The organism is Geodermatophilus sp. SYSU D00814 (assembly GCF_054050055.1).
In genome coordinates this window covers 38216-62624 of record NZ_JBJGYP010000025.1, presented here as the reverse complement: position 1 = coordinate 62624, position 24409 = coordinate 38216, and the positions used below count along the sequence as shown (strand labels likewise).

At 77.8% G+C, this 24409-nt stretch carries 21 protein-coding genes and 1 pseudogene; 16 read left to right on the top strand and 6 right to left on the bottom strand.

The window, feature by feature from the left end; translation table 11 throughout:
* Positions 1-223, bottom strand: a pseudogene (locus ACI780_RS18565) (hypothetical protein); the annotation flags it as partial.
* A 279-nt stretch (positions 224-502) separates the two neighbouring features.
* Between ACI780_RS18565 and ACI780_RS18560 the strand changes: the two are divergent.
* From ACI780_RS18560 to ACI780_RS18535, 6 genes are read left to right on the top strand one after another with little or no spacing between them, the layout of a single operon-like run.
* Complete coding sequence (locus ACI780_RS18560; protein WP_457004840.1) at positions 503-1426, top strand: aldose epimerase family protein; 924 nt, start codon at positions 503-505, stop codon at positions 1424-1426.
* 1 nt (position 1427) lies between these two features.
* Entirely contained in the window at positions 1428-2132 is a 705-nt protein-coding gene (locus tag ACI780_RS18555; protein ID WP_456872064.1) for an MOSC domain-containing protein, read from the top strand.
* An 11-nt stretch (positions 2133-2143) separates the two neighbouring features.
* Entirely contained in the window at positions 2144-2359 is a 216-nt protein-coding gene (locus tag ACI780_RS18550) for an RNA-binding S4 domain-containing protein (protein ID WP_456872065.1), read from the top strand.
* A complete protein-coding gene (locus tag ACI780_RS18545) occupies positions 2356-3798 on the top strand; it encodes an RNB domain-containing ribonuclease (RefSeq protein WP_456872066.1) in 1443 nt (480 codons plus the stop codon). Before ACI780_RS18550 ends, ACI780_RS18545 begins: the two co-directional genes overlap by 4 nt.
* Complete coding sequence (locus tag ACI780_RS18540) at positions 3795-4997, top strand: pyridoxal phosphate-dependent aminotransferase (RefSeq protein WP_456872067.1); 1203 nt, start codon at positions 3795-3797, stop codon at positions 4995-4997. Before ACI780_RS18545 ends, ACI780_RS18540 begins: the two co-directional genes overlap by 4 nt.
* A gap of 25 nt (positions 4998-5022) precedes the next feature.
* On the top strand, positions 5023-5784 hold the full coding sequence (locus ACI780_RS18535) for a nitrilase-related carbon-nitrogen hydrolase (protein WP_456872068.1): 762 nt from the start codon (positions 5023-5025) through the stop codon (positions 5782-5784).
* A gap of 51 nt (positions 5785-5835) precedes the next feature.
* Here ACI780_RS18535 and ACI780_RS18530 read toward each other — a convergent pair whose 3' ends face one another.
* Positions 5836-6882: a DUF2382 domain-containing protein gene (locus ACI780_RS18530; protein ID WP_457004836.1), complete on the bottom strand. Its 1047-nt coding sequence runs from the start codon at positions 6880-6882 to the stop codon at positions 5836-5838.
* A gap of 128 nt (positions 6883-7010) precedes the next feature.
* Between ACI780_RS18530 and ACI780_RS18525 the strand changes: the two genes are divergently transcribed.
* From ACI780_RS18525 to ACI780_RS18515, 3 genes are all read left to right on the top strand, one after another.
* Entirely contained in the window at positions 7011-8630 is a 1620-nt protein-coding gene (locus ACI780_RS18525) for a CYTH and CHAD domain-containing protein (protein WP_457004834.1), read from the top strand.
* A gap of 172 nt (positions 8631-8802) precedes the next feature.
* Entirely contained in the window at positions 8803-10056 is a 1254-nt protein-coding gene (locus tag ACI780_RS18520) for a metallophosphoesterase (RefSeq protein WP_456872119.1), read from the top strand.
* Between the two features lie 64 nt (positions 10057-10120).
* Complete coding sequence (locus ACI780_RS18515; protein ID WP_456872071.1) at positions 10121-10861, top strand: GntR family transcriptional regulator; 741 nt, start codon at positions 10121-10123, stop codon at positions 10859-10861.
* Here ACI780_RS18515 and ACI780_RS18510 read toward each other — a convergent pair.
* Positions 10848-12014: a hypothetical protein gene (locus ACI780_RS18510; protein ID WP_456872072.1), complete on the bottom strand. Its 1167-nt coding sequence runs from the start codon at positions 12012-12014 to the stop codon at positions 10848-10850. The genes ACI780_RS18515 and ACI780_RS18510 overlap by 14 nt on opposite strands.
* A gap of 60 nt (positions 12015-12074) precedes the next feature.
* Here ACI780_RS18510 and ACI780_RS18505 point away from each other — a divergent pair, with 60 nt between their 5' ends.
* The 3 genes from ACI780_RS18505 to ACI780_RS18495 all read left to right on the top strand — a co-directional run bounded on the left by ACI780_RS18505 (position 12075) and on the right by ACI780_RS18495 (position 13370).
* On the top strand, positions 12075-12542 hold the full coding sequence (locus tag ACI780_RS18505) for a MarR family winged helix-turn-helix transcriptional regulator (protein WP_457004831.1): 468 nt from the start codon (positions 12075-12077) through the stop codon (positions 12540-12542).
* The gene (locus ACI780_RS18500) at positions 12539-13000 is read left to right on the top strand and encodes an SRPBCC family protein (protein ID WP_456872074.1); all 462 of its coding nucleotides are present in this window, start codon (positions 12539-12541) and stop codon (positions 12998-13000) included. The genes ACI780_RS18505 and ACI780_RS18500 overlap by 4 nt, the downstream gene beginning before the upstream one ends.
* A gap of 106 nt (positions 13001-13106) precedes the next feature.
* Positions 13107-13370, top strand: a complete 264-nt coding sequence (locus ACI780_RS18495) for a GlsB/YeaQ/YmgE family stress response membrane protein (RefSeq protein ID WP_456872075.1) — start codon at positions 13107-13109, stop codon at positions 13368-13370.
* 24 nt (positions 13371-13394) lie between these two features.
* On the opposite strand, the gene ACI780_RS18490 is transcribed toward ACI780_RS18495, so the two are convergent.
* Complete coding sequence (locus tag ACI780_RS18490) at positions 13395-14033, bottom strand: MBL fold metallo-hydrolase (RefSeq protein ID WP_456872076.1); 639 nt, start codon at positions 14031-14033, stop codon at positions 13395-13397.
* Here ACI780_RS18490 and ACI780_RS18485 point away from each other — a divergent pair.
* Positions 14023-14373 carry a hypothetical protein gene (locus tag ACI780_RS18485; protein WP_456872077.1) on the top strand — a complete coding sequence of 117 codons (351 nt, stop codon included), beginning with the start codon at positions 14023-14025 and terminating at the stop codon, positions 14371-14373. The two genes, ACI780_RS18490 and ACI780_RS18485, sit on opposite strands and share 11 nt — an antisense overlap.
* Before the next feature lie 3 nt (positions 14374-14376).
* Here the strand turns inward: ACI780_RS18485 and ACI780_RS18480 are convergent, their stop codons facing one another.
* Positions 14377-16941, bottom strand: coding sequence for a LuxR C-terminal-related transcriptional regulator (locus ACI780_RS18480; protein WP_457004828.1), 2565 nt, complete (start codon positions 16939-16941; stop codon positions 14377-14379).
* Positions 16938-18938, bottom strand: a complete 2001-nt coding sequence (locus ACI780_RS18475) for an Hsp70 family protein (RefSeq protein ID WP_457004826.1) — start codon at positions 18936-18938, stop codon at positions 16938-16940. Before ACI780_RS18475 ends, ACI780_RS18480 begins: the two co-directional genes overlap by 4 nt.
* Positions 18939-19215: 277 nt before the next feature.
* On the opposite strand from ACI780_RS18475, the gene ACI780_RS18470 reads away from it, so the two are divergent.
* The 3 genes from ACI780_RS18470 to ACI780_RS18460 all read left to right on the top strand — a co-directional run bounded on the left by ACI780_RS18470 (position 19216) and on the right by ACI780_RS18460 (position 24187).
* Positions 19216-20649, top strand: a complete 1434-nt coding sequence (locus tag ACI780_RS18470) for an IniB N-terminal domain-containing protein (protein WP_457004824.1) — start codon at positions 19216-19218, stop codon at positions 20647-20649.
* Positions 20650-20771: 122 nt separating this feature from the next.
* Positions 20772-22556, top strand: coding sequence for a dynamin family protein (locus ACI780_RS18465; RefSeq protein ID WP_457004822.1), 1785 nt, complete (start codon positions 20772-20774; stop codon positions 22554-22556).
* 26 nt (positions 22557-22582) lie between these two features.
* The gene (locus ACI780_RS18460) at positions 22583-24187 is read left to right on the top strand and encodes a dynamin family protein (RefSeq protein ID WP_457004820.1); all 1605 of its coding nucleotides are present in this window, start codon (positions 22583-22585) and stop codon (positions 24185-24187) included.
* The last annotated feature ends 222 nt before the right edge of the window (positions 24188-24409 follow it).

Here is a 24409-nt window from a genome sequence, read left to right as displayed (position 1 = left end):
CCCGCCCGTTGCCGACGAGCCGGGACGCCGCCGCCGGCGACAACCGGCAGTGCCCCCGCAGCCAGGAGGCCATCGACCGCTGCCCGTCGCGCTCCGGGGCCTGGGCCAGCTCCGCCGCCCGCACCCGCCGGGCCAGGGCGGCGTCGATGCGGTTGCGCTCGGCGATGAGGGCGGCGACGTCGTCCAGGACGTCCTCCCCGCTCTGCCACTCACCCGAACACATGTACGAAGGATACCCGAACACGAGGTGTTCCGCGACCCGTATCCGCAGGTCAGAGGCTCATCCACAGATCCGCGATGAGCATTGACGACTCCCCAGGGGTGACGTGGAGCCGCGGTCTCACCAGCCGGGCGAGCGGCCGCCGAGGCACCTCGCAGAGGCGGGGAGAGGTGCACCACCGTCGCTCGCGTGGAACAGGGCACTCGCTCGGAACAGGGCACGAGCTCTCGACGCGACGGACCTGGTGGGCTGACCCCGTGCTGGTGTGGTGGGCTGCCGGGCATGAGCGTCCCGCCGATGACCGCCTGGCCGACGACGGAGCCGGCGGAGGTGGAGCTGGTCAGCGGGGACGCGCGGCTCGCCGTCGACCTCCGCGGCGGCAACCTGCGCGCGCTGACCGTCGGCGACCGGGACGTCCTCGACGGCTACCCGGCCGGCACCGTGCCCACGGGGCGGCGCGGCGGCGTCCTGCTGCCCTGGCCCAACCGCCTGCGCGACGGGCAGTGGACGTGGGAGGGGCAGCAGCTCCAGCTCGACACCGCCGGCCCCGGCAAGCCGGCCGCGCACGGGCTGGTCAGCTGGCAGCGGTGGGAGGTGCTGGCCCGGCACTCCGACGCGGTGACCGTCGGCACCGTCGTCGAGGCCCGGCCGGGCTACCCGTTCCGGCTCGCCGCCGCCGTCGACACCCACCTGACCGGTGAGCGGCTGGCCGTCACCCTGCGGGTCCGCAACGCCGGCCGGCGCCCCGCCCCCTTCGGCGCCGGCATGCACCCCTACCTGTCGGTCGGCGCCACCGCCGACGGCGGCATCGGCGACGCCGAGCTGACCGTCCCCGCCCGCACCGCCCTCGACCTCGAGGGCGGCCTGCCCACCGGCACCCGCCGGCCCTTCGACGGCGCGGTCGGCCGGATCGGCGACCGGCCCCTCGACGACGCCCTGACCGACCTCGTCCGCGACGACGGCGGCTGGGCCCGCGTCACCCTGCGCGGCCCGGCCGGCGCGCTGACCCTCGCCGTCGACGGCGCGTGGCCGTGGCTGCAGGTCTACAGCGGCGACACGCTGCCCGAGGGTCAGCGCCGCCGCAGCCTCGCCGTCGAGCCGATGACCTGCCCGCCGAACGCGCTGGCCGACGGCGTCGACCTCGTCGTCCTCGACCCGGGGGAGACCTGGGCGGGGACGTGGACCCTCGGCTGGACGGCGGCCTGACGTGCGCGTGCTCGAGCTGTGGCGCTACCCGGTCAAGTCCCTGCAGGGGGAGCGGCTCGATGCCGTCGACGTCGGCCCTCAGGGGCTGACCGGCGACCGGCAGTGGGCGCTGTTCGACCGCTCCACCGGCTTCGGCCTCACCGCCCGCCGGGTGCCCGACCTGCTCTTCGCCGCCGGGCGGCTCCGGGACGACGGCGGCGTCGAGGTGGTGCTGCCCGACGGCACGGTCACCACCGACGACGGCGTCCTGTCCGACTGGCTCGGCCGGCCGGTGACCCTGCGCGCCGCCGAGGTCGAGCGCGGGCCGCGGCACTACGAGGCCCCCGACGACGACGAGGACGTGTGGGACGCCTTCGAGGGCGCGTCCGGCGCGTTCCACGACAGCTCCCGCATCCGGGTCTCGCTGGTCTCCACCGGCACCCTGGGCACCTGGGACCGCCGCCGGTTCCGCTCGAACGTGCTCCTCGACGGCGCCGGCGAGGACGCCCTGGTGGGCGGCACGGTACGGCTGGGCACCGCGGTGCTCGACGTCCTCAAGCCGGTCAGCCGCTGCGTCATGGTCACCCGGCCGCAGCCCGGCGGGATCGGCCGCGACACCACCGTGCTCAAGACCATCCACCGCGAGCGCGGCAGCACCCTCGCCGTCGGCGCGCTGGTGCCGGTGCCCGGCCGGGTGGCGGTCGGCGACGAGCTCGTCCCCGCGTGACCATGGGGGACATGCGCACCGTCGAGCTCCGTCCCGGCGAGGACTCCATCCGCCTCGGCCAGCTGCTCAAGCTCGTCGACGCCGTGCCCACCGGCGCCCAGGTGAAGGACGTGCTGGTCACCGGCTCGGTCCGGGTCAACGGCGAGCCCGAGGACCGCCGTGGCCGGCAGGTCCGCCGCGGCGACGTCGTCTCCATCGAGGGCGGCGAGGACGTGCGCGTCGCGTGAGCGCCGCGGCGCGTTCCACGTGGAACCCCGTCGTCCCGCGCTGGCCGGAGGCGGCCGGTCCCGACGTCGACGCCATCCGGGCCGAGTTCGACGTCCCGGAGGAGTTCCCGCCGGCCGCACTGGCCGAGGCCGCCCGGATCGCCGCCGGGCCGCCGCTGCCCGACCTCGACGCCACCGACCTGCCGCTGGTCACCGTCGACCCGCCGGGCAGCCGCGACCTCGACCAGGCCGTGCACCTGGCCCGCGACGGCGGCGGCTACCGCGTCAGCTACGCCATCGCCGACGTCGGATCGGCCGTCCCGCCCGGCAGCGCGCTCGACGCCGAGGCGCGGCGCCGCGGGCAGACCCTGTACGCGCCGGACCGGCGCACGCCGCTGCACCCGGAGGTGCTGAGCGAGGGCGCGGCCAGCCTGCTGCCCGGCGAGGTCCGCGGCGCGGCGCTGTGGACCGTCCGCCTCGACGCCGACGCCGGCGTCCGGTCGGTCGAGCTCCGCCGCGCGCGCGTCCGCAGCCGTGCGCGGCTGGCCTACCCCGACGTCCAGGCGCAGGCCGTCGCCGGCACCCTGCCCGACGCCGTCGCGCTGCTGCCCGAGCTCGGCCGGCTGCTGCAGGAGCAGGCGGCCGACCGCGGCGCCATCGAGCTCGGCTCGCCCGACCAGGAGGTGGTCCGCACCGACGGCGGCGGCTGGACGCTGGTCACCCGCGCGCCGCTGCCGGTCGAGGGCTGGAACGCGCAGGTCTCGCTGCTCACCGGCCGGGTGGCCGCGCGGCTCATGCTCGACGGTGGCGTCGGCCTGCTGCGCACCCTGCCGCGGGCCCGCACCGAGGACGTCGCCCGGCTGCGCCGCCTGGCGCCCCTGCTCGGCGTCGGCTGGCCCGCGGGCACGGCACCGGGCCAGGTGCTGGCCGGGCTCGACCTGACCGACCCGCGGCACCTGGCCTTCCTCGAGGAGGCCGCCGCCCTGCTGCGCGGCGCCGCCTACACCCCCGTCGACGGCGACCCGCCGGAGGACCCCGGCCACGCCGGCGTGGGCGCCCCGTACGCCCACGTCACCGCGCCGCTGCGGCGGCTGGTCGACCGGTTCGGCACCGAGGTGTGCCTGGCGCTGGCCGCGGGCCGGGAGCCCGACCCCGCGGTGCGCGCCGCGCTGCCGGAGCTGCCGGCGCTCATGGCCGCCTCCGACCGGCGCACCCGCGCGGTGGAGCGGGCGGTCGTCGACGCCACGGAGGCCTGGCTGCTCGCCGGCCGCGAGGGAGAGGAGTTCGAGGCGGTGGTGGTGGACGCCGACGGCGGGCGCGGCACCGTCGTCCTCGACGAGCCGGCCGTGCGGGCGCGCTGCGCCGGCACCGGCCTGGAGCCCGGCTCGCGGGTGCGGGTGCGGCTGGAGGAGGCCGACGTCGCCCGGCGGTCGGTGCGCTTCGCGGCGGTGGACGCGTGACCGGCACCCGCGCGCCGTACCTCGCCGACCGGCTGCAGGGCTTCGGGACGACGGTGTTCGCCGAGATGAGCGCGCTGGCGACGGCGACCGGGTCGATCAACCTCGGCCAGGGCTTCCCCGACACCCCCGGGCCGGCCGAGGTCCTCGACGTCGCCCGCGCGGCCATCGGCACCGCGCACGACCAGTACCCGCCCGGCCCCGGCACTCCGGAGCTGCGCGCCGCGATCGCCGCGCACGTGGAGCGCTTCCGCGGCCTGGCCTACGACCCCGACACCGAGGTGCTGGTCACCGCCGGAGCCACCGAGGCGCTCACCGCGGCGATGCTGGCGCTGGTCGAGCCCGGCGACGAGGTGGTGCTGTTCGAGCCCGTCTACGACAGCTACGCCGCCGCGGTCGCGATGGCCGGCGGCGTGCTGCGCCCGGTGCCGCTCACCCCGCCGCCCGCCGACACCGACGGCGCCGTCTGGACGTTCGACCCCGCCGACCTGCGCGCCGCCGTCACCGACCGCACGCGACTGCTGCTGCTCAACACCCCGCACAACCCGACCGGGAAGGTGTTCGGCCGCGCCGAGCTCGACGCGGTCGCCGAGGTCGTGCTGGGCGCCGGCGTGCTGCTGGTCACCGACGAGGTCTACGAGCACCTGGTCTTCGCCGGCGCGGAGCACCTCTCCCCGGCCACGCTGCCCGGCCTGCGCGAGCGCACGCTGGTGGTGAGCAGCGGGGGCAAGACGTTCAGCACCACCGGCTGGAAGGTCGGCTGGACGTGCGGCCCGGCGCCGCTGGTGGCCGCCGTCCGCACCGCCAAGCAGTTCCTCACCTACGTCAACGCCGGGCCGTTCCAGCCGGCGATCGCCGCCGGCCTCGGTCTCCCCGACGCCTGGTTCACCGGCATCGCCGCCGACCTCGAGCGCCGCCGCGACGTGCTGGTGGCCGGCCTGCGCGACGCGGGGCTGCCCACCATCGCCCCGGAGGCGACCTACTTCGCGACGGTCGACGTCCGCGGGATCGCCCCCGACGGCGACGGGCTGGCGTTCTGCCGCGCGCTGCCCGAGCGGGCCGGGGTGGTCGCCGTCCCCGCCGGGGTGTTCTGGACCGCGGAGCACGCCGACCTGGGCCGGCACCTGGTCCGGTTCGCCTTCTGCAAGCGCGACGAGGTGCTCACCGAGGCCGTCGCCCGGCTGGGCAGGATGTCCCCATGAGGTCCGTCCGGGAGAGGGTCCGCAGATGAGGTTCGGCGTGGTCCAGCACGACATCGTCTGGGAGGACCGGGACGCCAACTACGCCCGGCTCGCGCCGCAGGTGGCCCGCGCGGCCGCCGCCGGCGCGGAGTTCGTCCTGCTCAGCGAGACGTTCTCCACCGGCTTCTCCATGACACCCGGCATCGGCGAGCCCGAGGACGGCCCCTCGGCGCAGTTCCTGCGCGCGCAGGCCGCCGAGCACGGCGTGTGGGTGGCCGGCAGCTGCCCGGAGGTCGCACCCGGCTCCGGCCTGCCGTTCAACTCCCTCGTCCTGGCCGGGCCCGACGGCACGACCCACCGCTACCGGAAGCTGCACCCGTTCACCCACGGCGGCGAGGCCGAGCGGTTCCGCGCCGGCGAGGCGCCGGTCACGGTGAGCATCGGCGGCCTGCGGATCACGCCGTTCGTCTGCTACGACCTGCGCTTCGCGAACGTCTTCTGGGCGGCCGCCGAGGACACCGACGTCTACCTGGTGACGGCGAACTGGCCGGCTCCCCGCCGGCACCACTGGACGACGCTGCTGCGGGCCCGCGCCATCGAGAACCAGGCCTACGTGGTCGCCTGCAACCGCGTGGGCACCGGGGGCGACGGCCTGGAGCACGCCGGCGACAGCCAGGTGGTCAGCCCGATGGGGGAGCTGCTGGCCAGCGCCGCGGGCGGCGAGACGCTCGTGCTCGCCGACGTCGACGCCGCCGAGGTGACCGCGACCCGGAAGCGCTTCGCCTTCCTCGCCGACCGCCGTCCCTGAGGCGGCGGCCGGCGGGACCGGTCAGCGCACCGGCGGCGACGCCTGGGGGTACTACTGAGTCGGGTACTCCTGCGGGGACGCTGCCTGTGGGGAGGTCGGCCGCGGTGAGCCGGACTGGTCGACGACGATCTGCTCGCGCTGCACCTGGTCGGTGATCCGCTCCTGGCCCTGGACGAGCTCGGTGCGCAGCCGCACCCGCTCGACCGGCACGACCTCGACGTTGACCACCGGGCGCTCGGCGTGCAGCACGATCTCCTCGGGCACGCCGCCGGCCACCCCACCTGCCGCCGCGCCCGTCATCGCGCCCGCCGTCCCGCCGGGGACCCCGCCGGCCGCACCGGCCGGGAGCAGCGACTCGCCGGGGCCGGGGTCGGGCGCGTCGAGGGGCACCTCCTCGACGCGGATCTCCTCGCGCCGGATCGGGACGGTCACCTGCACCTCCTCGGTGACCACGTACTTGACCACCCGGACGCGGGTGGCGGCGACCTGCTGGGTACCCACCCGCAGCTGCTCCTCGCTGCGGGTCATCGCGCCGTCGGTCATCCCGTGCTGCATCCCGTGCTGCGGGGTGTGCTCGGCGGCCGGCGGCGGCGCGGCCTGCTCGGTGGCGGTGCGGACGTCGGTCGCCGGCGGCGGCACCGGCCGGGTGCCGGGGTCGGTCACGGCCGTGCCGGCGGGCGCCGTCCCCGGGCCGGCGGGGGTCCCGGCGGCGAGCCGGTCCTGGGGAACGGGCGGGACCGGGCCGCCGGCCGCGGTCGGCGCGTCCGTGCCGGTGCCCGCAGCGGGAGCCGTGCCGAGGCCGTAGTGCCGGCGCAGCTCGGCCTCCTCCTCCGGGCTCAGGTGGTCCCCGCCGATGGCCGGGGCGTGCTTGACGGCGTCCTTGCCAACCGGCACCTGCAGCACGCCGTCGGTGAAGGTGGCCTCGGTCGCCGGGACGATGGAGTGGCGCGTGCCGAACAGGCCGGTGCTGACGGCGACCCAGGTCGGTGCACCCGTGCGGTCGTCGACGAAGAAGCTCTCGACGGTGCCGATCTTCTCGCCGTCCGGCCCGTGTGCCGTGCTCCCGATCGCCGCGGACAGGTCTCGCTCGCTCAACACGGTGCTCGCCTCCTCCGGATCGCCTGCTCTGGCGGTCCACCGGCGAGGGCATGCCCGGTCCGGAGTGCCGCGACACCCTGCTCACGCCTACGGTCGACACGGGAGCAGACCCGGCGGAGGAGGACGACGTGGGCGGCGTGCAACTCGAGGTCGAGCGCAAGTTCGAGGCCAGGCCGGACGCCGTCCTGCCCGACCTGGCCGGGGTCGGCGGCGTCGTCACCGCCGAGGACGCGGGGACGCAGGAGCTCGACGCGACCTACTTCGACACCGCGGACCTGCGGCTGGCCCGCGCGCGGATCACCCTGCGCCGGCGCACCGGCGGCACCGACGCCGGCTGGCACCTCAAGCTGCCCACCGCCGTCGCGGGCTCGCGCCGCGAGGTGCACGCCCCGCTCGGGGTGCGGCGCACGGTCGTGCCCAAGGCGGTCACCGAGCCGGTCACCGCCGTCCTGCGCGGGGTCCGCCCCGAGCCGGTCGCCACCCTGCAGACGACGCGGCTGGTGACCGACCTGCGCGACGGCGAGGGCCGGCTGCTGGCCCAGGTCGCCGCCGACACCGTCACCGGCACCGCGCTGGCGCCGGACCCGGCCTCCCCGGCCGAGGTCACCACGTGGCGCGAGCTGGAGGTGGAGCTCGTCGACGGCGACGAGGCGCTGCTCGACGCCGTCACCGAGGCCCTGGCCGCGGCCGGCATCCGGCCCTCGGACTCGCCGTCCAAGCTCTCCCGGGTCCTCGCCGGCCGGCTCGCCGCGCTGGGCCCGGCCCCGCCCGTCCCCGCCGCAGCCCCGGCGCCCGAGCCCGCCAAGGGCCGGAAGAAGAAGGGGCGCAAGCGGGACGACGGCGGCTCCGGCCCGACCGCGGCCGACGTCGTCCTGGGGGCCCTGCGCGCCCAGGTCCAGGCGCTGCAGGTCGCCGACATCGGCGTGCGGACCGGCGACCCCGAGGGCGTCCACGACCTGCGGGTGGCCTGCCGGCGGCTGCGCAGCATCCTCGCCGCCTTCCGGCCCGTCCTCGACCGCACCGCCACCGACCCCGTCCGCGACGAGCTGCGGTGGATCGGCGCCGCGCTCTCCGGTGCCCGCGACGGCGAGGTGGCCCTCGAGCACCTGCGCGCGGTCGTGGCCACCCAGCCGGTCGAGCTGGTCCGCGGGCCGGTGTCCGCGCGGCTGCGCACCACCGAGGTGGCCGACGTCGAGCGGGGGCGCAAGGCGGCCGTCCGGGCGCTGTCGGACAAGCGTCACCTGGCCCTGCTGGACTCCCTGGACGCGCTGCTGGCCGACCCGCCGCTGGCCGCGGCCGCCGGCGAGCCGGCGCGGGCGGTGCTCACCGACGCGGTCCGGCGCACCGGCAAGCGGCTGGCCGCCCGCATCGACGAGGCACGCACCCGCGGCGCCCAGGAGGAGGTCCACGACCAGGACGCGGACCACGCCCTGCACGAGGCGCGCAAGGCGGCCAAGCGGGTCCGCTACACCGCCGAGGTCGCCACACCGGTGCTCGGCGCGCCCGCCGAGGCGCTGGTCACCTGCATGAAGCAGGTCCAGGACGTGCTCGGCGAGGCGCAGGACACCGTGGTCACCCGCCAGTGGTGCACCCGGCTGGCCACCGCGGCCTCCGGCGCGGGGGAGGACACCTTCACCTACGGCCGGCTGCACGCCCTCGAGGAGGTCCGCGCCGAACGGGCCGACCGCGCGTTCTGGGCGCTGGAGCCGAACCTGCGCACCGCCGTCAAGGCCGCTGCCAAGGCCTGATCGGGGCCTGATCAGGGCCTGACCGGGGCCTGACGGCGCGCCGGGCGGGAACAGGGGGACCGGCCCGCGCGTCTCCCCTGCCGGGCACGTGCCGCCCGCCGTCCGTCCGAAGCGAGGTCCTCCGCTGTCCCTGATCGCCCTGCTCGGGTTCGGCACGGTCGTCCTCGTGGCGATGCTCCTGCTGCACGCCTACCTGTGGTGGCGGCTGGTCCGCGCCACCACCGTGCCCGGGCGGCTGCGCCGGCGGCTGACGCTGCTCACCGCCGTCCTCGCGCTGCTCCCGGCCGGCGCCGTGCTGCTGCGGCGCGCGCTGCCGTTCGAGGCCGAGGTGGTCCTGGCCTGGGCCGGCTACAGCTGGCTGGGCATCGCCTTCTACCTGTTCCTCGCCCTGCTGGCCCTCGAGCCGGTGCGGCTGCTGCTGCGGCTGCGCGACCGCCGGCGCGCGCCCGCCGCCGCCCCGGACCCGGTGCCGGACCGAGTCCCGGCCGGCGCCGCGGCCGCGGCTGCCGAGCCGGGTCGGCCCCGTCCAGAGGCTCGCCGCGAGCCTGCGAGCGCTGAGGAGGAGGACGGGGTCCTTCTGCCGAGCCGGCGGCTGTTCCTCGCCCGCGGCCTCGCCGTCACGGCCGGCGCGGTGGCGCTCGGCACGGCCGGCACCGGCGCCTACCTCGCCAACTCCGCGCCCGTCGTGCGCCGGGTGCCGGTCACCCTGCCGCGGCTGGACCCGGCGCTGGACGGGCTGCGCATCGTCACCTTCTCCGACGGGCACCTGTCGGCGACCTACGGCGGCCGGCGCTTCGAGCGGGTGGTCGAGACCGTCAACGCCCAGCGCCCCGACGTCGTGGCCATCGTCGGCGACCTCGTCGACGGCGAGGTCGACGAGCTGCGCGGGGAGGCCGCGCCGCTGGCCGACCTGGTCAGCGAGCAGGGCGTCTTCTTCGTCACCGGCAACCACGAGTACTTCGTCGACACCGAGGCGTGGCTGCGGCACCTGCCCACCCTGGGCATCGACGTGCTGCGCAACGAGCGGGTGGCGATCCGCCGGGGCGGGGCGAGCCTCGACCTGGCCGGGATCGACGACCGCACGGCGGCGTCCTCGGGTCTGCCCGGCCACGGCGCCGACGTCGACGCCGCGCTCGACGGCCGCGACGACGCCGTCCCCGTCGTCCTGCTCGCCCACCAGCCGGTGCAGGTGGAGCAGGCCCGGGCCGCCGGGGTCGACCTGCAGCTGTCCGGTCACACGCACGGCGGTCAGCTGTGGCCCTTCGACTACGCCATCCGGCTCGACCAGCCCGCCGTCGAGGGGCTGTCGCGCCACGGCGACACCCAGCTCTACGTGACCGCCGGAGCGGGCAACTGGGGTCCGCAGATGCGGGTCGGCGCGCGGCCGGAGGTCACCGTGATCGAGCTGCGCGCCCCGGGAGGGTGAACGGGAGAGACGTCTCATACGACATGACGTCCGCAGACGTCTTCCCCCGCCTACGCTGGCGGGCGTGACGGCAGCGACGGCGGGACCGAAGTACCTCTCGGTCCGGGAGCACCTGCGGCGCCGGGTGGCGGCGCTGCCCGAGGGGGCGCTGCTTCCCCCGGAGCCGGTGCTGTGCGCCGAGTACGGGGTCAGCCGGATCACCCTGCGCCGCGCCGTGGACGGGCTGGTCACCGACGGGCACCTGGTGCGCGAGCAGGGCCGCGGCACCTACGTCACCCGGCCGGCCATCCGGCACGAGTACCGCGAGAGCTTCGTGCACCGCATCGCCGGGTGGAGCTCGGTGATGGCCGAGCAGGGCGCGCAGGTGGGCACCACGGTGCTCCGGCAGCGGGTGGTCCCGGCGCCGCCGCCGGTCGCCGCCGAGCTCGCCCTCGACGTCGCCCAGGACGTCGTCGAGCTCGAGCGGCTGCGCAGCGTCGACGGCGCGCCCAACCACGTGGCGCACAGCTTCCTGCCCGCCGACCGCTACCCCGAGGCCGCCGTCGAGGACTTCAGCGAGGGCTCGCTCTACGAGTTCCTGCGCCGCGAGTACGGCGCCGACCTCGCCCACGCGCGGATCGTCGTCGACGTCGGGACCGCCGCCCCGGACGAGGCCGAGCTGCTGCAGGTCGCCGCCGGCTCCCCGCTGCTCGTCGTCCGCACCACCGTGCGCGACAGCGACGGGCACCCGCTGGTGCACAGCTTCTCCCGGCTGCGCCCCGACGTGAGCCAGGTCGAGTTCGAGGTCTCGGTCACCGGCCGCTGAGCGCGGTCAGGCGGGGCTCGAGGTCGAGGACCATCCGGACGAAGCCGGCGCGCCGGGCGGCGTAGCCGAGCAGCTCGTCGGTGACCGGCTCGAACAGCACGTGCAGCGGCATGCCGGTGCAGGGGTACCGCAGCAGCGCCGCCAGCAGCACCCCGGTCTCCACCTCCTCGGCGGGGACCTCGACCCCCTCGGCGGCCAGGCCCCGCACGTGGGCGGCGACGGCCGGCCCGAGCAGGCCCGGCACCTCCTCGGCCGGCGCGTCCCCACACTCCGCCCGGCCGAACAGCAGCGGCACGAGGTCGAAACCGGCCGGTGCCGGCCCGGCCATCGCCCAGTCGACGAGCACGAACGTGTCCGGCGCGGCCGCGGGGCGCAGCAGGTTCATCGGGGTCGCGTCCCCGTGGCTCGGCAGCACCGGCAGGGGCGCCAGCCGGGCGTGCAGGCCGGTCACGCGGGTGGTCAGCGCGCAGACCTCCGCGCGCAGGGCCGCGACCTCGGGCACCTGCATGACCGGCGCGGCCCAGGTGCCGTCGTCGAGCAGCCAGGGGACCGCCCAGCTGCCGAGCTGCTCGTCGCGGTAGACGGTGAGGAAGTCCCCTCCCGGCATGGCCGGCCACGGGCGTCCCCGGCGGCGGGCGGCCAGCCGGCCGAGCGCCTCCGCGGCGCGCACGGTGTCCTCCGCCGTCCACGGGGCGTCGACGGGGTCGGCGTCCTCGAACCACAGCGTCAGCCGGTCACCGGGCTGCTCGTGCACCGCGACCACGGTCGGGGGCCGCAGGCCCGGCGGCGCGCACTCGGCCAGGCCGGCGGCGAGGACGTCGGCCTCCATCCGCCACGGGATGGTCGCGTCGAGGTGCGCCCGCGCGTCGTCGGGCATCTGCGGCGGCAGGCCGTACCGGGCCGACTGCAGCTCCTTGGCCACCAGGCGCAGCTCGACCGGCCGCCCCGCCCCGTCGCGGCCCTCGACCCGCACCCGCGCGAGGCCGCGGGTCGTGGGGGCGCTGATGTCGTGCGGGAGGGGCCGGCAGGTGACCGCGTCCACCTCGAGCCCGGGGTCGGCGGTCCAGCGGCGCAGGCCGGGCAGCAGGTCGGCGATGACGGCCCCGCCGGGCAGCTCGCCTCCCGTCGTCGCGCTCCGGGGGGAGGTCGTCATCGCGGGCTCCGTGGGAGAATGGTCAAGCCGCTTGTCTGACGAGGGTGATGGTGAAGCAGCTTGTCCGATCCCGTCAACGGGTTTCCGCCCCTCGTCACCGCCCTGCTGGAGGCGGCGATGAGCCGGGTCCGCGACGAGCTCTACGCGCTCAGCGAGGAGCGCTTCCCCGGGCTGCGGATGCGTCACTACCGGCTGCTGGCCCTGCTGCCGCCCGAGGGCGAGCGGCTGAGCCGGATGACCGTCGACAGCGGGCTGACCAAGCAGGCGCTGGCCCAGGCCCTGGCGCCCCTGGAGGCCGGCGGCTACGTCGAGGTCGTGCCCGACCCCGGTGACCGGCGGGCGCGGCTGGTCCGGCTGACCGACCGCGGCCGGGCGGTGGACGACGCCGCCCGCGACCGGCTCGCGGCGGTGGAGCGGGACTGGGCGGGGCGGGTCGGGGCCGAGCGCTACGCCGTCGCCCGCGGCGTGCTGGCCGACCTCGCGTCCCGGCCAGGCGTCCGCGGCCGCCCGGTTACCGTCGAGGGGTGACCACGGCGAGCGGGACCCGGGAGGTGGCGGCCCCGCGCAGCAGGGTGTGGCGGGCGCTGGCCGTGCTGGAGCCCTACTGCGCGGTGTGCGACGTCTCCTACGTGGTGGACGGCGACCGTGCCGGGGAGGGCGCGCGGTTCGTCTGCGTGCCGGGCCGGCTCGCCGACGGCGCGACCCCCCGCTCGGGCGCCCCGCGCGGGGAGATCGTCGAGTGGGAGCCCGAGCGCCTGGTCACCACCCGGCTGGAGCTCACCCCCGAGACCTGGACGACGCGCATCGAGCTCGCCGACGCCGGCCCCGGCGCCACCCGGGTCACCATCACGCTCACCCACGAGCCGCGCCGCGTGCGGCTGGCCGACCGGTTCACCCGCTCGGCGCTCCAGCGCATGGTGCGCGACACCGTCGACGGCGAGCTGGACAAGCTGCCGGCACACGTCGAGCAGGTCCCCGCCGGCTGACCTCCCCCGTGAGGGTGGACACGCGTCGGCCGAGCGCACGGGGGTAGAGGGAGCGACAGGAGCGCCCGGCGACCGGCCGGGCGCCGCGTCCCACGGAGGTCCCACCGTGATCGGTTTCCTCGTCGCCGGGCTCGTCATCGGCGCCCTCGCCCGCCTCATCGTCCCGGGCAAGCAGCACCTCGGCATCCTCGCCACGCTCGCCCTGGGCCTGGTCGGCTCGCTCATCGGCGGGCTGATCGCGCAGTTCTTCGGCACCGGGAGCATCTGGGAGCTCAACGTCCTCGGCTTCGTGTGCGCCGTCATCGCGGCGGTGCTGCTGATCGGCGTCGCCGAGAGCATCGCCGGGCGCAACCGCCGCGCCGTCCGCTGACCGGCCGCCGGGGGAGCGGCCGGGCTACAGGTCCACCGACTCCCCCGGCGTCAGCCGGGCGTAGGGGGTGGGGGTCCCCGGCCCCCGCTCCCCGAGCAGCCCGCCCACCAGGCCCAGCCCGGTGTCGTTGAGCAGGCCGTCGTGCACCGCGTAGGCCTGGTCGGCGCCGACCGCCCGCACGTAGTCGATCACCTCGGCCGTCTTCGACCAGGGTGCGTGCACCGGCAGCAGCAGCGTGGCCACCGGCGCCCCCGGCACGGTGAAGGCGTCGCCGGGGTGGAACACCCGCCCCTCCACCAGGAAGCCGACGTTGCGCACCCGGGGCAGCTCGGGGTGCACCACCGCGTGCCACTCCCCGTGCACCGTCACGTCGAAGCCCGCGACCGTGAGCGCGTCGCCGTCGCCGACGGTGTGCACCCGGCCGCCCAGCCCCTCGAGCTGCCCGGCGACCGACGGGTTGGTCCACACCTCCAGCGCCGGGTCGGCGTCCAGGGCCGCGCGCAGCCGGTCGCCGGCGAAGTGGTCGGGGTGCTCGTGGGTCACCAGCACCGCCGTCGCCCCCTCCAGCGCCGCGGGCTCGGTCCACGCCCCGGGGTCGACGACCAGCCGCCGGTCGCCGTCGCTGACCACCACGCAGGCGTGACCGTGCTTCGTGAGCTCCATGGGGGGCATCCTGCCGCCGGCCCGCCCGGCCTGCCGCCTCACCCGGAGGGAGGAGCCGGGAGCGGCCCGGCTGGCGCCGCGGCGCCGTGCTGCCGACCTCCCCGGCATGGCCCCCACCGCCTTCGCCGCCACCGCCTTCGCCGCCGCCCGCAGCCGGGCGCACGGCCCCACGAACGCCCTGTGGCACGCCGTCGAGCTGCACCGGCCCGCGGGGGAGGTCGACGGCGCCTGCGAGCTGACGTTGTGCGGCACGCTCGCGCGGGTCGCCGTCGACGAGCCGTGGCCGTCCTCGTCGCGCGACGTCTGCCGCGCCTGCGCCACCCTCGCCGGCGTCCGCTGAGCCTCAGGCCCCCTGGGCCAGCTCGGCGCGCAGCCGCGCCAGCAGGTCCGAGCGGGTGCCGGCGCCCAGCCGCTGGCGCATCCGCGAGACGTGGTGCTCCACCGTCTTGGCGGAGATGTAGAGCTGCCCGCCGATCTCCCGGTAGGTCTGCCCGGCCACGACCAGCCGCGCCACCTCGCGCTCCCGCTCGCTGAGCTGACCCCGTTGCGCGGGGACCCCGGCGGCGCCGCCGTCGGCGTCGTCCGCCACCGGGCCGGCCGGCGGTGCCGCCGGCTCGCAGCCGGCGCCGTCGGCGACCGAGCGGGCGCAGGCCAGCAGCGCCGCGCGGGCCCGCAGGTCGGTGGCCCGGGCCGCGGCCTGACCGGCCAGCCGGGAGCCGTCCCAGCCCAGCCCCACCGCGGTGAGCTCCTCGGCGGTGGCCACGACGGCGGCCGGGTCGATCTCGTCGCTGAGCACCTGCAGCCAGGTCCGTCCGGCGCGGGCCAGCGTGGCCGCGTAGGGGCTGGTCCGGGCGGCGGCGACCAGCGCCGCCGCGTGCGGCCGCAGCCCGTCGCGGTCGTCGGTGATGATCGCGGCCTGCGCGCCGCTCCAGTGCAGCGGCACCGCCCACAGCTGCGGGTCGCCGAGGCGGGCCAGCAGGTCCTGCGCCTGCGCGAGTTGCGAGCGCAGCCGCTCGCCGTCGCGCAGCCTGGCCGCGGCCACCACCAGCTCGCCCAGCGGCAGCAGGGTGAACAGGTCGACCGGGTGCCGGACGACGGCCTCCCGGGCCCGCACCCACGCCGCGACGAGGGCCGCGGCGTCCCCGCTGCGCCGGGCCAGGCCCACCTCCATCGCCTGCAGGAAGACGTCGTCGCGCGGCTCGAGCGGGCCGCAGGCGACCGCGCGGGCCTGCGCCATCAGCTCCCGGGCGCGCGTCATCCGCCCGGCCAGCATCGCGATCCACGCCTGCAGCAGCAGGTGGCGCGGCCGGCTCGAGGGCCCGCCGAGATCGGCGGCGACGGCGCGCTGCAGCACCGACTCGGCCACCGGCAGCTCGCCGCTGTGCAGCCCGACCAGCGCGGCCAGGGCGGCGGGGGTGTCGGGCAGCAGCGCGGTGCGGCCGACCGGCTCGAGCAGCGCCGCCGAGCGGGTGAGCGTCGACAGCGCCGCGGTGATGCCGTCGGCGGCCTCCGCCCCGGTGCGCAGCGACTGCACCACGCCCTGGGCCATGAGCTCCTCGCCCACCGACAGCACGCTCGCCATCCCCAGGCCGGCGCGCGGGCCCGCCAGCACGGTGGCCGCCTCGCCGGCGGCGCCGGTGGCCAGCAGGGCTAGGGCCGCCGACCCGGCGCGCTCCCGCCCGGCCAGGAGGTAGAGCTCGGCGGCGCGGGCCAGCAGCCCCCGCTGCGCCAGCACGGTCGCCGTCACCGCGGCGGCGCGGGGCCGGTCGGCGGCGGCCGGGTCGGCGAGCGCGACGTCGGCCCACTGCAGGGCGCCGTCGAGGTCCCCGGTGAGCGCAGCGGCCTGGGCGCGGCGGGTGGCGAGTGCCGGTGCCGGGGCTCCGGCGGCGACCGCCTCGGACCACAGCTCGCCGGCCAGGGCCGGGTCGGTGGCCAGGACGGCGTCGCCCTGCCGCTCGAGCAGCGCGGCCGCCTGCGGGTCGCGGACGCGGTCGGCGGCCAGCCGGCGGGCCAGCGCCACCGGCTCCTCGCCGCGGTCGACGAGCAGGCCCAGCACGCGGCGCCGGGTGCGGCGGGTGACGTCGGGCGGCACCGACCCGAGCAGGACCGACGCCACCAGCGGGACGACGGCGCCGCCGGCCTGCAGCAGCCCGGTGGCCCGGGCGGCGGCGAGCAGCCCGGCCACCTCGTCGGCCGGGACGCCGAGCACCCCGCCGAGCACGTCGTCGTCGAGCGGGGCACCGGCCGCGACGGCGTGCAGCAGCCCGCGGGTGTCGTCGTCGACGGCGTCGAGCTCGGCCCGGACCCGCGCGGCCACCTCCTCGGGCACCGGTCGTCCCGCGGCGGGCCGGGTCGCGTCGGAGCCCCGCCCGCGGGCGGCCAGCGCGGCCAGCAGCGCGTGCGCGAGCCCGGGCAGCCCGCCGGTCTGGACGGTGACGGCGTCGACGAGCTCGGGGGCCGCGGCGGCGCCGAGCCGCTCGCGGGCCCACTCGGCAACCTGCACGCGGTCGGCGGGACCGAGCAGCACCGACCGCCGGTCGGCGCCCACCTCGGCCAGGAGCGCCCCGAGGGGCGCCGGGCGCGGCCACGGGCGGAAGGCGAGGACCACGTGGCCGCGCGGGTGCCGCAGCAGCGGGACGAGCCGCTCGGCGAGCTCCGGGGTGAGCCGGTGGGCGTCGTCGACGACGACGGCGAACTCCCCCGGGGGGAGGGTCAGGTCGTCGCGCCCGTCGAGGACGGGGACGCCGGCGCGCGTCCAGACGGCGGCCAGCTCGGCGAGCAGGCGGGTCTTGCCGGTGCCGCCGGCGCCGCGGACGAGCAGGGGGCCGGCGCCGGTGGCGAGGTCGCGCACCCGGCCGTGCCCCGGACCGGCGGTCGCGGTGCCAGGGGCGCACGGTGCGGCGGTCACGGGGCCTCCGCCGGGGTGACGGTGTCCCCGTCCGTGGCACCGGACGTGCCGCCGGACGTGGCACCGGACGTGGCACCGGACGTGCCGCCGGACGTCGCGTCCCCGGCGGTGGTCTCCACGGCCGGGTCGGGTCCGGCCGTCGCCGGGGGGGCGGGCGTGGGCTCGGGTGTCGGCTCGGTGGTCGGCTGGGGGTCGGGCGTCGGCTGCGGGTCCGGTGTGGGGTCGGGGGTGGGAGTCGGCGCGGGCTCGGGTGGGGCGGACCCGGTGGGCGGCGGCTCGGCCGCGGCGGTCGGCGTCGTGCCGCTGCCGGTGGCCGGGGGTGCAGAGCTGCCGGTGGTGGGCCCGCCGGTGGTGGGCCCGGCGGTCGTGGGGCTGCCGGTCGTGGGGCTGCCGGCCGCCGGGGTGCCCGCCGCCGTGCCGGTGGGCGTCCCGGCGGGCGCGGGGGAGCCCGCCGCCGGGGTCCCGGCCGCCGTCCCCGGCGCCGGGGCGCCGGCGGGCGGGGTGGCCCCCGGGGTGCCTGCCGGGGGCGTCCCCGGTGCGGAGGCGTCGGACCCGGTGTCGGAGCCGGTGTCGGACCCCGCGGCCGTGCCGCGGTCGGGATCGGCGGCCGTCCGGCCGACCGGGCCGGACCCGTCACCGGCCGCCGGCGCGCCGTTCCCGGAGGCGCCGGCGGTCCCCTCGGGGGCCGCCGGCGCCGGGGAGCCGGTGTCGGCCGCCGCCTCCCGGGCCGAGGCGACACCCGCGCCGGGCGCGACCGCGGTGTCCGTGCCGCCCAGGACCGCGGCCAGCGCCGCCGGCCCGACCGCGAGCAGCAGGAACAGGGCCGCCACGACGCCGTACCGGTGCAGCCGGTGGGCCGCGGCGGAGCGCCCGGCGCTCCCGGCCGGGTGCAGGGGAGGACCGACCGGCGGCCGGCCCGAGCGGGGGCCCGGGGGACGCCTCCGGCGCGGAGGCGTGCCGGCGGGCGTGGGATCCGCGGCCGCCGCGGTCTCCGTCGCCGCCTCGCCCGCCGTCCGCAGGGCCTCCGCGGCCAGCGCCGCGGCGCCCAGGGCGGCCGTCCCCGCCGGGTCGGGGCCGACCACCAGGGGCCGGTCCAGCTCGCCGGAGAGCACCTCGGCCACCAGCGGCACCCGCGAACCGCCGCCGGTCAGCACGACGGCGTCGAGGTCGGCGACCGCCCGGCCCGCGGCGCCGGCGGCGGCCGCCACCGCGGCGGCCGACTCCTGCACCCGGTCCAGCAGCAGCTCGTCGAGCTCCTCGCGGGTGAGCCGGACCGGTCCGTCCCCGGCGTCGACGCAGGCGGTGGTGCAGGAGGACAGCTCCTCCTTCGCCGCGACGCAGGCGGCGCGGAGCTGCGCGGGTGCCGCGACGGGGGCCGCGACGGGGGCCGGGAGGCTGCGGCGGACGAGGGCGAGGACCGCGTCGTCGACGTCGCGGCCGCCCCACGGCTCGGGCGGGGGAGGGGGCGCCAGGTGGTCGAGGCCCGCGGGGCCGTCGGGGGCGGGGCCGACCACCGCAAGGTCCAGCGTGCTCGCGCCCAGGTCGTGGACGGCCACGGTCGGCCGGGCCGGCAGCCGGCCGGCGGCCACGTGGTGCGCGACGGCGGCCACCGCGCCGGAGAGCAGGCTGAAGCGCGGGACGCCGGCCCGCTCCAGCGCGCGGGCGAGCTCGGCGCGGCGGTGCCCGCCCCAGGACGGCGGCACGGTGACGACGGTCCACCCGTCGGGGCGCCCCTCGCTGTCGGCCGCGGCGTCCCGGACCCGCTGCACCTGCGCGGCCAGCAGGTCGGCCGCCGCGACCGGGCGGTCCCCGGCGTACACCGGCGTCGAGGTGCCGGTGCGGGCGACCAGGCCGCGGAGCGCGCCGTCCCCGGCGGGGGGCAGCGGCAGCGGCTCGGGTCCCGTCGCGTCGTCCCTGCAGACCGCGGCGGCGACCCCGTGGTCGCCGACGTCGATCCCCAGTCCGTACTCGCGGTTGCGCACAAGACCCCCAGGCATCTCCCCCGACCGGCCCGTCGCTGGACCGGAGAGTCGTCCGGACCGTATGTCCCACGCGTCACGCCTGTCTCGGTCCCGGTGGGCAGCGGAGCCGGTTCCGCGCCGAGAAGGGGGCGACACCCCGCTACCCCCTAACGGGGAGTCAGCGGCACCCCCCAAACGGGTGGTCGAGACAGGGGGCGGTCCCCCGATGCCGTGACCCTCCGCTGCGGTTGGACTGCGGCCAGGCAGCTCGCCGGCCGCCCGATGACGGGCGGCCCACACGACGGAGGACGCCATGACATCGCTCGCCGGCTCGCTGATCGACTTCATCCTCGGGTTGCTGCGCGACCCCGAGGCCGCCGCGGCCTACGCCGAGGACCCCGAGGGCACGCTGGCCGCCGCCGGCCTCGACGCCACCCCGGCCGAGGTCGACGACCTCGTGCCCATGGTGGCCAGCTACGCGCCGGTCAGCTGGGCCGGCGGCGGGCAGGGCGGCCACGGCGGGCAGGGCGGCTCCGGTGGCGGGTACGACGGCGGGTACGACGGCGGGCACGGTGGTGGCCACGGTGGCCACGACCGCGACGACGACGGCGGTCACGGCGGGTACGGCGGCTGGCACGGCGGGCGCGACGAGGACTCCTCCGGTGGCGGGCACGGCGGTGGCCACGGCGGCTGGCACGGCGGCAAGGACGCCTGCGACGACGACGAGGGCGTCAGCCCGACCCCCGCCCCGCCGGCCGGCGAGCACGACTGCGACGACGACGACGACCACTCCGGTGGCGGGTACGGCGGTGGCCACGGCGGCGGTGGCGGCGGTGGCGGGCACGCGCCGGCGCCCGCGGAGCCGGTGGTGATCACCCACCTGCAGACGATCAACTACAGCTACACCGACATCGACGTCGAGATCGACGCCTCGCACAGCATCTGGGTCAGCGGCGACGCGCAGGCCATCTTCGGCGACGACAACGTGGTCGTGGGCGGCGACGGCGTGGCCGCCGGCGACGACGTCAAGGGCGTGGTCATCGACAACAGCGAGGACAACTCGGTCGACGTCGAGGTCGTCAACTCCGGCAACGTGCAGCAGGGCGACGGCAACGTCGTCGGCAGCGGCAACACGACCGACAACTCCACGACGGTCACCGACTCCTACAACCAGGACAACGACGGCGTCGACGACTCGTTCAACGGCTCGTTCAACGGCAACCAGGACAACTCCGGCCAGGACAACTCGACCACCGACAACTCGGTGACCGACTCGTTCAACGGCAACGACCTCTCCGACGACGACGGGGTCGACGTCGACGTCCAGGACTCGTTCAACGGCAACGACCTGTCCGACAACTCCGTGGACAACTCGACCACCGACAACTCCGTGGACAACTCGGTCGACAACTCCGTGAACGACTCCCTCAACGGCAACGACCTGTCCCAGGACAACGACGGGCTCGACGTCGACGTCCAGGACTCGCTCAACGGCAACGACCTGTCCCAGGACAACGACGGCGTGGACGACTCGCTCAACGGGTCGCTCAACGGCAACGACCTGTCCCAGGACAACGACGGTCTGGACGTCGACGACTCGCTCAACGGCAACGACCTGTCCGACGACGACGGGGTCGACGTCGACGACTCCTTCGACGACAACGACCTGTCCGACGACGACCTGGTCGACGTGGACGACTCGCTCAACCACAACGACCTGTCCACCGACGTGACGGCCGTGCACTGACCCACCCGCACCGACCCACCCGGCCGGCCCCGGCCCCGGTGTCCCCCGCGGACGCCGGGGCCGGGCGCCGTCCGGCCCCGGCGACCCGGGGTGGTAGGACGGGGGAGGACCAGGAGGTGGGCGTGGTCACACCCGAACAGCTCGTCGACCGGGCGCTCGTGCTGGCGGAGGCCTGCGAGCGCCCGGAGCTGCACCGCCGGCTGACGCTGGCCGCGGAGCGCGCCCGCACCCCCGGCGTGCGGGTGCTGGTGGTCGGCGAGCCCAAGCAGGGCAAGAGCTCCCTGGTCAACGCCCTCGTCGGCGTGCCGGTGTGCCCGGTCGCCGACGACGTCGCCACCGTCGTCCCCACCGTGGTCCGGGCCGGCGCCGAGCCCCGCGCGACCCTCGTGCGGGCCGACGGCGCCGAGCGCGAGGCGGTGCCGGTGGAGACGGTCGCGGCGGCGGTCACCGGTGAGGCCGCCCGCGGGCTGGTGCGTGCCGAGGTGGAGCTCCCGCGCCGGCTGCTCGAGGGCGGCCTGGAGCTCGTGGACACCGCCGGCGTCGGGGGCGTCGGGATCGCGCACTCCCTGGCCACGCTCGACCTGCTGCCCACCGCCGACGCCGTCGTCTTCGTCTCCGACGCCAGCCAGGAGTTCACCGCGCCGGAGATGGCGCTGCTCGACCAGGCGGCCGCGCTGTGCCCCACCGTCGTCTGCGTGCTCACCAAGACCGACGTCTGCACCGACTGGCGGACCATCGAGGAGATCGACCGCCGCCACCTGGCCGACCGCGGTCTCGACGCGCCGCTGTTCGCGGTGTCCTCGGCGCTGGCCCTGCTGGCGGTGCAGCACCGCGACCGCGGGCTGCACACCGAGTCGGGGATCGCCGCGCTGGTCGACCACCTGCGCCGCGAGGTGGTCGACCGGGCCGAGACGCTGGCCCGCCGGTCGCTGGTGCACGACCTCACCGCCGTCACCGGGCAGCTCGCCCTGGCGGTGCGCAGCGAGCTCGCCGCCCTCGAGGACCCCGCCGGCCGCGAGGAGCTGCTGCGCGGGCTGGAGGCGGCCAAGGCGGCCGCCGACGACCAGCGGCGCCGCTCCTCGCGCTGGCAGCAGGTGCTCGCCGACGGCGTCACCGACCTCATGGCCGACATCGACCACGACCTGCGCGACCGCTCGCGCGTGGTGGTCCGGGAGGCCGAGGAGGTCATCGCCGCCCGCGACCCCGGGGCGGCCTGGCCGGAGATCTCCGCCTGGCTCGACGAGCGCGTCGCCGCGGCCGTGGCCGACAGCTTCGTGTGGGCCGAGCAGCGGTCGCAGTGGCTGGCCGAGCAGGTGGTCGAGCAGTTCGAGCGCGACGGCGGGGGCGTGGTCCCGGCGCTGTCGGTGGGGGACCCCGACGACGCCCTGGACGACCTCGTCGACGTCCCCGCGGTCGACGACGGTGCCATGACCCTGCGGGAGCGGACGCTGGTCGGGCTGCGCGGCTCCTACACCGGCGTGCTCATGACCGGCCTGGTCACCAGCCTCGCCGGCCTGGCGATCATCAACCCGATCTCGCTGGCCGCCGGTGTGCTCATGGGCCGCAAGGCCTACACCGACGACCAGAAGCAGCGGCTGCAGAAGCGGCGCGGCGAGGCCCGCACGGTGGTGCGGCGGCACCTCGACGAGGTGGTCTTCCAGGTCGGCAAGCACCTCAAGGACCGGCTGCGCACGGTGCAGCGCACCCTGCGCGACCTGATCACCGACACCGCCGACGAGGTGTCCCGGTCCCTGGCCGACGCCGTGGCGGCCGCGCAGCGCGCGGCGCAGGCCGCCGCCGCCGACCGCGACGCCCGCGCCCGCGTGCTGCGGCAGCGGCGCGAGCAGCTCGACCGGCTGGCCGCCGACGTCGCCCGGCTCGGCGGCGCGCCGGTGCCCGTCCCGTGAGGCACGGTCGCCCGGACGACCCCCCGGTGACCGACGCGCTGCGCGCCCTCCTCGACGACGCCGTCGAGGCCCACCGCGACCTCCCCGAGGTCGCCGCGCGGCTGGCCGAGGCCCGGCGGCGGCTGGACGAGCCGCTGCGCCTGGCGCTGGTCGGCCGGGTCAAGTCGGGCAAGTCGACCCTGCTCAACGCGCTGGTGGGCGCCCGCGTCGCGCCCACCGACGCCGGCGAGTGCACCCGGGTGGTGACCCTCTACCGCCACGGCGCCACCCCGCGGGTCGTGCTGCACGGCACCGACGGGGGGTCCCGGCACCTGCCGGTGCGCCGGGCCGGGGGCGGGCTGCAGCTGGACCTCGGCGGCACCCCGCCGGAGGAGGTCGCCTCGCTCGAGGTCGACTGGCCCTCCGCCGACCTGCTCCCCGCCACCGTCGTCGACACCCCCGGCACCGCCTCGCTGTCGGCGGACACCAGCGCGCGCACCTCCGCCTTCCTCGCCGCCGACGAGGGCCTGTCGGGCGCCGACGCCGTCGTCTTCCTCACCCGGCAGCCCCAGCCGGCCGACCTCGCCGTCCTCTCGGCCTTCCAGGAGGCCACCGGCGGGCGGGCCGCCACGATCACCGTGCTGTCCCGGGCCGACGAGGTCGGGGCCGGGCGGCTCGACGCCCTGGAGGCGGCCGCGTCGGTGGCCCGGCGGCTGTCCGGCGACCCGGCGCTGCAGGCGGTCGGCTCCGCGGTGGTGCCGGTGACCGGGCTGCTCGCGCTGGCCGGCCGCACGCTGCGGCAGGGCGACTTCACCGCGCTGCGGGCGCTGGCCGGCGTCGACCCCGCCCAGGTCGCCGGGATGCTGCTCACCGCCGACCGGTTCGTCCGCGCCGACGTGCCCGGAGCGCCGTCCCGGGAGGTCCGTGAGGGCCTGCTCGACCGGCTGGGCCTCTACGGGACCCGGCTGTCGGTCACGCTGGTGCGGGCCGGGGTCCCCGACGCCGCCGCGCTCGCCGAGGAGCTGCTGCGCCGCAGCGGGCTGGTCGAGCTGCAGCGGCTGGTCCGGGTCCAGGTCACCGAGCGCGGGGCGCTGGTGCGCGCCGGGGCCGCGCTGCGGCTGCTCGGCACCGTGCTGGCCGCGCACCCGGGACCGCGCTCTGCCGTGCTCGGCGCGGAGCTCGAGCGCATCCGGCTGGCCCTCCCCGAGCTCGACGAGCTGGAGCTGCTGACCCGCTCCCGGGGGCCGGGCTCGCCGCTGCCCGCCGGGGCGGAGGCGGAGGGGCGGCGGCTGCTCGGCGGCGAGGGCACCGGCCCCGCCGCCCGGCTCGGCCTGCCGGCGGACACACCCCCGGCGGCGCTGCGGACGGCGGCGGTGGCCGCGCTGGGGCGCTGGCGCGCGGCCGCGGCCGACCCGCTGGCCGACCGCGCGACGGCCGACGCCGCCGACGTCGTCGTCCGCTCCTGCGAGGCCCTGCTCGCCGCGCTGGACGGCTGGTCAGCGGGCGCGGTACCAGGCCCGGGCCGGGCGCAGGAACAGCGGGACGACGGCGACGACGAACAGGCCGGCCGCCGTGAGGAGGGCAACCCGGTCGAGGTCGGCGTCCCCGGCCGCCACGCTCTGCGCGACGTCGAGGGCGAGCAGCAGCGGTAGCAGGGTCAGCAGCAGCGCCCACCGCGCCCACGACCGGCGCCGCAGCACCAGCGCCACCCAGACCAGCGACACCAGGACGAGCAGGCCCACCCCGCCGACCACGCCGGCGACCAGCGTGCGCACCCCGTCGGCGACCAGCTCGGCGGAGGCCGTGGGGTCCTCGGCGGTGGCGGTGGCCGTCAGCCGCGCGTCGAGCGCCGCCCGGTCGAGCAGCATCGCCCC

Bases quoted from the DNA above. Each gene is read 5' to 3' on its own strand.
- ACI780_RS18560 (WP_457004840.1), top strand. From the start codon at position 503: ATGAGCGTCCCGCCGATGACCGCCTGGCCGACGACGGAGCCGGCGGAG.
- ACI780_RS18550 (WP_456872065.1), top strand. From the start codon at position 2,144: ATGCGCACCGTCGAGCTCCGTCCCGGCGAGGACTCCATCCGCCTCGGC.
- ACI780_RS18535 (WP_456872068.1), top strand. From the start codon at position 5,023: ATGAGGTTCGGCGTGGTCCAGCACGACATCGTCTGGGAGGACCGGGAC.
- ACI780_RS18520 (WP_456872119.1), top strand. From the start codon at position 8,803: ATGCTCCTGCTGCACGCCTACCTGTGGTGGCGGCTGGTCCGCGCCACC.
- ACI780_RS18510 (WP_456872072.1), bottom strand. From the start codon at position 12,014: ATGACGACCTCCCCCCGGAGCGCGACGACGGGAGGCGAGCTGCCCGGC.
- ACI780_RS18490 (WP_456872076.1), bottom strand. From the start codon at position 14,033: ATGGAGCTCACGAAGCACGGTCACGCCTGCGTGGTGGTCAGCGACGGC.
- ACI780_RS18475 (WP_457004826.1), bottom strand. From the start codon at position 18,938: ATGCCTGGGGGTCTTGTGCGCAACCGCGAGTACGGACTGGGGATCGAC.
- ACI780_RS18470 (WP_457004824.1), top strand. From the start codon at position 19,216: ATGACATCGCTCGCCGGCTCGCTGATCGACTTCATCCTCGGGTTGCTG.